The 2,072-nt window shown below is 54.7% G+C and carries 3 protein-coding genes; all 3 read right to left on the bottom strand.

All coding sequences use genetic code 11. The features are described 5' to 3' along the window. Positions 1–72: 72 nt before the first annotated feature. The 3 genes from HQL52_20305 to HQL52_20295 are packed head-to-tail and all read right to left on the bottom strand — an operon-like array spanning position 73 to position 1,892. Positions 73–384 (bottom strand): helix-turn-helix transcriptional regulator, encoded by a 312-nt coding sequence (locus HQL52_20305; GenBank protein MBF0371782.1) that lies wholly within the window; start codon positions 382–384, stop codon positions 73–75. Continuing rightward, positions 381–647, bottom strand: a complete 267-nt coding sequence (locus tag HQL52_20300; protein ID MBF0371781.1) for a type II toxin-antitoxin system RelE/ParE family toxin — start codon at positions 645–647, stop codon at positions 381–383. The genes HQL52_20305 and HQL52_20300 overlap by 4 nt, the downstream gene beginning before the upstream one ends. A 21-nt stretch (positions 648–668) precedes the next feature. Continuing rightward, positions 669–1,892, bottom strand: a complete 1,224-nt coding sequence (locus HQL52_20295) for a tyrosine-type recombinase/integrase (GenBank protein MBF0371780.1) — start codon at positions 1,890–1,892, stop codon at positions 669–671. Between the last annotated feature and the right edge of the window lie 180 nt (positions 1,893–2,072).

Here is a 2,072-nt window from a genome sequence, read left to right as displayed (position 1 = left end):
TGAGATTTTCACATCAAGCAGTCAACTGGCCTGGGAATGCTATCAAGCTTGAACGGACTTTTTTCGGGGGACTCAGGCTTCCAAAGCGATTTTGACGCGTTCCATCAATCGTTCTGTCACCCGATATCCACGCCGTTCTATTTTGCTGATGTATCCCTGGGAAACCTCAAGTTTATCGGCCAAGGCGGTTTGGCTGACACCAGCTTCAATCCGGGCTGCCTTGATGGGGTTTTGGATATAATCCCCCACACGGAAAGGAACGAATTCGGCATCATCTTCAGTCGGTGCCAAATCCTCACCGGTCAAGGCTACATAGTCCTGGTAAGGCACCACCACGAAGGCGGGCTTCCCATTGTCGAATATTACCTGGGCTCGCTGGCTCATTGATAAATCTCCCGTCGGTGTCCCACACGCATGATTTCGACGATCCGGATTCCATCATCCCGATTGAACTTCACCCGGTAACTGCCAACCCGAAGGCGATATTGGGCCACAGGGTCATTGACGAGGGGTTTGATATCCAAAGCCTGATCAAAGGGGTCATTCCCAAGCCGGGCGATCCCTTCAGCAACCTTTTCCTGAACCCGCCAAGTCAATTTTTCCAGCTGGCGCTTTGCCCGCCGGGTGATGAGAATCTCATATCGCATGAGTTATAATATTCCAAACTATTACCCGACAGCAAGATGAATCACATTGCTCTCTTCTTGTCCGGTTACGATTTCGTTCACCTTTCGCCCCCAGGCATCCAGGGCGGCCCGTTTTTCCTTGTCGTAGGAGTGCCGGTCATAAACCGCCGTGATTCCGCTTTCAACGTGGTTGAGAAGCTTGGAGACCACCAGTCGGGATATGCCCATGCCGGTCATGTGGGAAGCAGCTGTGCGGCGTAGATCATGGGGGACAAGCTGGCCCGCCCCCAAGATTTCCAGATTCTTTCGAACCGCATGATCCACACTGGTGGGGATGATGTGCTTGCCGGGGATCCGGGAGGGGAAGAGCCAGGGGGATTCCCCGGACAGGGTTTTGATGTGTACCAGCACGGCCAGGGCCTCCTGGGAGAGGGGCACCCGGTGAGGCATCTTGTTTTTGGCTATATCGGCGGGGATGGTCCACCAAGCCCCTTTCAGGTCAAAATCCTCCCAAGCAGCCACAATCACCTCTCCCTTGCGGGTGGCTGTCAGGAGTTGCAGCTTCAGTACCAGTCGTGAACCTTCACTCATGCGGGCTACGTCCAGGTTGGTCCAGAAGGCGTGGATTTCTTCTTCCGACAACACCCGGTCCCGCTGTTTTTCTTGGATGGGGGCACGAATGCCAGCGCAAGGGGAGGCATCCACCACCCCCCGTTCGGCAGCAAAGTTGAACATCTTGCGCACTACAGCCAGGGTGCGGTTGGTGGTGACGGTCGCCCCCCGATCCTGAAGGGCATCCAGGAGCCGAACCACATCCTGGCGCTTGATATCCTTCGCCTTGCGCTTGCCCCAACGGGAAACCACATCCTTGTGGAGCATGCGGGCATCCTCTTTCCAGGAGCGTTTCCGAGGTTTGGCCCACCGCTCGATATACTCTTCCACCAGATCGGCTACGGTGAAGGTTTGCTCTTCTTTGCGCTTGGCCTCTACCGCTTTGCTTTCCTGGTCCTGCTGCCACTCAACTGGATCAACTCCACGATCCAATTGCCCCCGAAGGGCGGTATAAGATTCCCGTGCCTCCTTCAGGGGCATGCCGGGATACACCCCCAGACTGACCCGCCGCTTTCGTCCTTTAAGCTTGTAGACGAACTGCCAGGTCTTGGTGCCAGAAGGAGCCACCCGAATGCCGAAACCGTCTCCTTCCCGAAGATCATATCGTTCTGGTTTTGGCTTCAGGTTTTTGATGAATCGGTCGGTAAAACGCACCATGTCTGTTGCTCCCAGACCAAAATCTGTTGCTTTCCGTGGGTTCCCCTATGGGTTCCCCTTGAGCTTGATTTCGGATGAATTGGGGTGAATGACCATGAAATTGTAACTGCTCGCCCCCCCAAAAAAAATGAGGTGGCAGCACGATATTTCTTGACACGATTTTTCCATGCCAGAATG

It is taken from the genome of Magnetococcales bacterium, assembly GCA_015232395.1.
GTDB lineage: Bacteria > Pseudomonadota > Magnetococcia > Magnetococcales > JADFZT01 > JADFZT01.
This window is presented reverse-complemented; position numbering and strand designations above follow the sequence as displayed.

Coding starts and splice junctions, on each gene's coding strand:
- HQL52_20305 (MBF0371782.1), bottom strand. CDS start 384: ATGAGCCAGCGAGCCCAGGTAATATTCGACAATGGGAAGCCCGCCTTC.
- HQL52_20300 (MBF0371781.1), bottom strand. CDS start 647: ATGCGATATGAGATTCTCATCACCCGGCGGGCAAAGCGCCAGCTGGAA.